General features: G+C 40.8%; 3 protein-coding genes. All 3 read right to left on the bottom strand.

The annotated features are described in order from the left end of the window. Positions 1 to 792: 792 nt before the first annotated feature. Genes N2K84_RS15785 through N2K84_RS15775 form a run of 3 tightly spaced genes read right to left on the bottom strand, consistent with a single transcriptional unit; the run spans position 793 to position 6,264 of the window. Positions 793 to 1,602, bottom strand: coding sequence for a hypothetical protein (locus N2K84_RS15785; protein ID WP_282592794.1), 810 nt, complete (start codon positions 1,600 to 1,602; stop codon positions 793 to 795). 29 nt (positions 1,603 to 1,631) lie between these two features. After that, on the bottom strand, positions 1,632 to 3,080 hold the full coding sequence (locus N2K84_RS15780; RefSeq protein ID WP_282592793.1) for a SusD/RagB family nutrient-binding outer membrane lipoprotein: 1,449 nt from the start codon (positions 3,078 to 3,080) through the stop codon (positions 1,632 to 1,634). Between the two features lie 19 nt (positions 3,081 to 3,099). After that, positions 3,100 to 6,264: a SusC/RagA family TonB-linked outer membrane protein gene (locus N2K84_RS15775; protein ID WP_282592792.1), complete on the bottom strand. Its 3,165-nt coding sequence runs from the start codon at positions 6,262 to 6,264 to the stop codon at positions 3,100 to 3,102. Between the last annotated feature and the right edge of the window lie 133 nt (positions 6,265 to 6,397).

Raw genomic sequence — 6,397 nt, 5'->3', positions numbered from 1 at the left:
AACTTGCAGTTTTTACTTTTCAGAACTCCCCAGATATATCTGTAAAGTGGATCATTTCCTGAATTGTATAGAACTTTCTCACTATTTTTTGTGTGGAAAGGTGAGGTGATATAAAATTTGGCGGTAACTAGACATGATATTCTTTTTTTTGAGAAGTTATGAAACTTTTGCGATAAAATCGATTAAAAAAATCAATAGTTCAACCCGCTTCGGGGTTGAGGAGAGTGGTTGGTTGTCGTATTCCCCCAATTTGATTGGGGGTGATGAATGGTTGGATCACTTCGTGATCAATATTGAATCCTTCCTGGTTTCATCTTTCCATGCGCTGCCTGCGTCTCGTACTTAAATGGCCGTTTCGTAAACCTTCCGTATAGGTTCCGTAAACTTTCCGTATAGGTTCCGTATAGCCGCCGTATAGCTCCCGTATAGCTCCCGTATAGGCTCCGTATAGGCTCCGTATAGCTTCCGTATACAAGTGAAATTCAAAATGTCATCGATTATCTCTATGGCCGCCGGTAGCTCCCGCTGTTAGCGGGTGCTGGCATTTCTATCCTGCGAAAACTATAATCAACACGTTTAATAGAATTTGCCTGCAATCGGTAAAGTGTCCCAAACTTTTCCACGTTTGTCGTTTCGATTGTGGAAAATCCGGAAATGGAATGCTGAATTCCCGGTGAAGCTGCAAGTGCTGTGTGCCCTAAGAAAAAGGAATGACTTGTCTGCCCGAAAGATAAAAAAATAAGCGACTGCCTTTGCGGGGCAGTCGCTTTCTAGTTGTGATATTTTAACTTTTTATTCCCTTGTCATGGAAAATGGATAGGTAGTACTATAATCTATACCAGGAAGTGAAATGGTAAAAATCATATTATAGTTTCCTTCACAGGAGTTAAATGTTCCTGAACCCTCGTAGTGTATTGGCCCATAGCCCCATGCATCAGATGAAAGGATTTGATTTGCAACAGTCACATTAAAAGTGGCTGGATCAATAACCATTTTCAGAGGTCCTTGATCTTCAACCAATCCTTCTCCACCGGTAACTTCAAGTCCCGAAACATAAACAATGTATGGGTCTGTTTCATCGATAGCAATAGAAATCTTACCTCCACCATCTGCATACCAGTCACTAGTAACAGCATATGAACCATAAGCTAGGCTTGGGTCATATTCACAAGGAAGCTTGATCTGGATACTGGCTAGAGAACGTGTTGAAAGTCCTTGGGATGTGGTAATTACATAGATATAAAAAGAAGTTCCAAGACTTACTTCACTTTCAGAAATACCCAATGCGGTTAACATGTCCGGGGCAGTTATGTTAAAACTTGCCGGGAACGATTGTATTTTATCCAAGATTCCGGTTTTCCCTTCATATACGACTTGAATTTCTGCATCGTCAACAACATCCCCTTCCATTAAGTCAACAGTGAAAGTTACAAAGCTACTTTCTTCCAGATCGGAGAAGACAGGAGATTCGGGTGTTAGTTCTGAAATAACAGGTACAACTGCGAGTCCCCTCGATCCAACTAAGTTTTCGTTGGTATCCTCGCATGCTCCAAATAGTAGAACAAATGCGAAGAAGAAAGCTATTATATTAATCTGTTTCATAGTTGTTTTTTTTGTATTGTAAAAATAAACTAGCGAGTACCTCCGGCCCACCATACGTTTTCAGTATATACATAAGTACCATCTCCGTATGCATTCCGGACATTTTCATTAGTTGTGACATCTTCAGATCCATAAGTAAACCGTAAAGGGAATTTCAATGGATTATCTATTTTAATGAAATCATTTCCCATTGCTTTTAAACGGCGGATGTCATTGTAAGCTTCCACTGCTTCTTCTTCAAAGAAAGCAATATATTTTTGAACCATGATTTCTTTGAGAGTAGCTGCCTGGTCTGTTAAAAGTGGCAAAACTTCATCCTGATAATATGCTTCTGCATCTTCAGCAGAAATACCGATATTATCTTTACCGCATGCCGCAATAATGGCATTTTTGAGGGCATCTTTGGCATCATCCAGTTCATTCTTGCGAGCAAAGGCTTCAGCCTTCAGAAATTCGACTTCATGATAGCTTAATAGATATGTTGGAGCAGTTAAAGAACTGATAGCTGATATTGCATAAACACCTTGGGCTTGGTTTGGGCTACCGTTTGGTGCAAATAAAAGCTCCCCATCTTCATCGTAAGGTTTGAATAATATGGCATCACGAGGATCATTTCGCTCAACTAACTTGTCATGGAAACTTTTACTGGCACCGAAATAGTCTCGATCCAAAAAGAATTGCTGAAACGGACTTTTTGTTGTGGTTCCATTATAATTAAACTCACACTGCTCCGAAGCGTTTGTGAACGACAGATTGGCGTAAGAAATTACAGCGTCATAATCTGCAGACTTATGAGATAATCTCATGGTGTACCTGGCTTTCAAGCCATTGGCGAACTTGATCCATTTAGCAATACTTGCCGCATTTCCTCCATAGATGAAGTCCTGTTTCCCAAGCAATGGGAAAGTGGTTTCTTTGGCCAAATTTGTTGTTGCGTTATCCAACAAGGTGAAGATTTCATTATAGATATCTTCTTGTTTGTCCAGTTTTGGTGTAAAGATAACACCCGGTTGCAGGGCTTCTGTCCAGGGGACATCACCCATTACATCGGTTAAGATGGCTAAGTTGTAAGCTGTTAAAGTCTGAGCAATACCAAGAGTGTGAAAGTTACCTTCTTCGGAACCACCTTCAGAACATTTCTCGATGATCGTTTTCAGGTTTAACAAATTCTGGTAAATTGAATTCCATGAATTATTGTAGGTAGTGCTGCTTTGTGGCTCATTCGAACGGATTTCAGCATTATACATCTGGTTATATACCCCCACATTATGCTCAACGTAAACTGATGAGTAGAAGGCAAGATCACTACCGGTTACACTGAATGCTGAACTTGTCATAGCTTCCGTGATAATCAAACTGGAAGAAACATCTGTTGGGTCATTGACATTCTTGTTGATATCATCCATGGTATCTTCAGAACAAGAATAAACAACAACAGCACAACATGCAATTATTAGTTTATTGATATATTTTTTCATAATCTATACAATTTTAAAATTAGAATTTCACTTCTACTCCAAAACCAAAACTGGTTGCCTGGGGTAATGTAAAGCGCTCGAAGCCTCCGGCGATGTTGTTGTTACCTTGAGAACTTTCAGGATCAAAGTTTGGAAGTTCTGTCCATAGTAGAATATTTCTGGCAAAAGCTGATACAGATACATCCACTTTCGGGATAGTATTCTTCGGTAAGAAATATTTTAGGGAGAGTTCTCTCAATTTGATGAATGAATTTCCAAAAATGTAGTATTCATCTATGTTGGAAAGAACATCAGAATACAGCGTTTGAACAGCTTGCGGATCTGTTTCGCCTCCACGTACGATGTCATTAGGGGTACCGTCGGCTTTATAACCTTGATAGATGAAGGTTGATTCTCTGTCTTCTGTTCTTTCAGACATACCGTAAAGGTCTAGAAGGCCGTTTGAACCTGAGTACATGTGCCCGCCGTTTTTCCATTCGAATACAGCGCTCAATGAGATGTTTTTGTAAGTAAACGTAGAAGATCCTCCAAGGATAAAATCAGGAGACACAGAGCCGAGGACTCCAGGGTCACCGGCCATTGGCATACCGTAGTCAGCATCTCCAGGATTTTCATTGACCAGAATTTGTCCTTTTTCGTTTTTCTTGTATTGAGTACCGTATATTACCGGGTAAGTATCGCCAATTCCGGCACGCACCTGAGGCGTTACAAAACCTCCCAGAAAAATACTTTCAACACCCGGAGCAAGTTCATCCACTACGTTGTCAATCTTTGAATAGTTAACAGATAAATCCCAAGTGAAATCTTTGGTCGAGATTGGAGTGAGGTAAAGCATAACCTCGTGGCTGTTGGTATGAACTTTACCACCATTCATCATTAAGCTGGCAGCACCGGTTGATCCGGCCAATGGAACCTGGAAGATTTGATCTTCAACATTCTGACGAGAGTATGTATAGTCAATACCAAAGCGGTTTTTGAACATTTTTAGGTTTACCCCTACCTCGTATGATTTTGTATTTTGGGGTTTCAGTGCCGGGTCGTACAATATATTGTTGGGAATGTAAGTGTTTACCCCATCTACCGGATAGGCAACAGGTTCTCCAGTCCAGAAACCACCTCCATAGTTGGGTTTAGAGAAAAAGTTTTCATAGTAAGTACCAGCTTGGCCTACTTCAGCATACGAACCTCTTACTTTTGCAAAATTTAACCAGTCTAACTCTTTTAAGAAATTCAATTCTGATGCAATAAAGCCAAGTGAAACAGATGGATAAAAGAACGATCGGTTATCTCTTGGCATCGAAGAAGCGATGTCATTTCTTCCCGTTGCATTGAAGAATAACATGTCTTTCCAGGATAATGAGAGGCTGGAGAAAAATCCAACTGTGCGATTTTGGTATTGTTCTTCAGAAGATGTTACTGTATTGGCATTATTGATATGGTTCCATCCCCCAAAGTTGAATTCTTGTCCGTATTGGTCATATGTCTTTTGACGGTTATGATCTAATTCATTACCCAAAATAACATTTAGCTGGAAATCGTTGTTGATTTTCCAGTCATAATTTGCAGTCAGCAATGAGTTGTAGGTCATATCGGTAACTCCATAGTTATTGATCTCACCTGTTTTACCTTTGCTGCCATAACCGAATATGTCCTGGAAGTGTGTCGTATAGCTATCCACACCTAATTGATATTTAACCGTCAGGTTCATATCTTCTGTGAATGTAGCGTTATACTCAACATAGCCATTCCCGAAGAAACGATTGGTTTCTTCATTGAAAGTATTGTTTTTTTCGATCCAGTAAGGATTGTCAAAAGTGAGTGAACGATAGTAGATCTGTGTGTAAGGATCTCCAGGAACGTGGTATGGGATTCCTTTCAAATTATAACTGCTTGGAGCGGACAGAACACCAGCCAAAGATCCGTCATTGGCACCAGTTAGTTTGTCAATAACTGTTTTGGCATAGTTTGCATTGAACCCAACAGAAAAGTTATTGTTGAGTTTTCGTTCTGCTGTGGCTTTGGCATTCCAGCGTTCCATGCCGGTATTTAAAGCAATACCTGTTTGATCTGTATATCCCAACCCCAAGGAGAAATTACCGTTGTCATCGGCTTGGCTAACATTAGCCGATGAAGTTGACGTAACACCTGTCTGGTAATAGTCATCCCAGTTATTATAAACTTGTGGCTTTACCCATGGATCCAGTCCAGCTTTTTCAAGTTGGGGTACTTTGTACATGCCTTCGTGTCCATTCCCATTTCCGCCATATGTTGGGTCATTAGGCAATTCTGTAATTTTTGCACCCCAAGACATGGACGTACCTGAGCTGTATGCACCTGAGTATCCTTGTGACCAAGTCGTTTGGTAGTCTGGTGTGCGGGATACTTTTTCAAAGCTTGTAGTTTGATTGATTGTGACAACGGGAACACCCTTAGCTCCACCTTTACCACTTTTTGTTGTAATAATAACTACCCCGTTTGATGCCCGGAGCCCATACAGCGCAGCAGCAGCTTGTCCTTTCAATACATTAATGCTCTCAATATCATTTGGGTTAATATCCAGTGCCCTGTTTGAGATGTCAGCTCCGGTAACACCATCACCGGTGTTATAGGAAGCAGTACTGGCTATAGGCATGCCATCAATTACGTATAGCGGAGTATTATTCCCTGTGAATGAACGAGAACCTCGGATAATGATTTGTGATGAAGCACCAGGCATACCACTCGACACTTTAATATCGATACCGGCAACTTTTCCCTGAAGCGCCTTGGCAAGATCCGGTGAACCAGTTTTCATCAATTCTTCCGAATCAACATCCTGTACGGCATACCCAAGGGCTTTCGCATCTCGTCTGATACCCATGGCCGTCACGACAACCTCATTGATGCCTACAACATCAGATTCCATAACCACATTGATGGTAGTTCCGGAAATGGCGGCTTCTTGGGTTTGCATGCCCACAAATGAAAATACCAATGTTTTGGCATCTTGTGGTACTTTAAGGAAGTACTTACCGTCAAGGTCGGTGATGGTACCCAATGTGGTACCCTTGACTGAAACAGAAACACCAGGTATGGACATGCCGTCGTCGGCAGAGGTTACCGTACCTGTAATTTCCTTGGTTTGGGCTAAGACAGCCTGCAAACCAATTGCAAAAATTGCAAGTAGTAATGCGATTTTTTTCATAGAAATAATTTTAAATAATTAAACAGCATCATTTTCAATATAAATAAGGACAGTTGAATGAATTTCCCCTCAATAGTTGATCGTTTTCAATACCTTCTGTTCCCCCAAACATTCAGCTATTGTTTTTTCGTTG

Origin of the sequence: Gaoshiqia sediminis, assembly GCF_025907915.1 — a bacterium.
GTDB lineage: Bacteria > Bacteroidota > Bacteroidia > Bacteroidales > Prolixibacteraceae > Gaoshiqia > Gaoshiqia sediminis.
Note: the sequence above shows the minus strand (reverse complement) of the source record. Positions and strands in the feature narration are given on the sequence as shown.

What these genes read in the sequence shown, in the direction of transcription:
- N2K84_RS15785 (WP_282592794.1), bottom strand. Translation starts at nt 1,602, where the DNA reads ATGAAACAGATTAATATAATAGCTTTCTTCTTCGCATTTGTTCTACTA.
- N2K84_RS15780 (WP_282592793.1), bottom strand. Translation starts at nt 3,080, where the DNA reads ATGAAAAAATATATCAATAAACTAATAATTGCATGTTGTGCTGTTGTT.
- N2K84_RS15775 (WP_282592792.1), bottom strand. Translation starts at nt 6,264, where the DNA reads ATGAAAAAAATCGCATTACTACTTGCAATTTTTGCAATTGGTTTGCAG.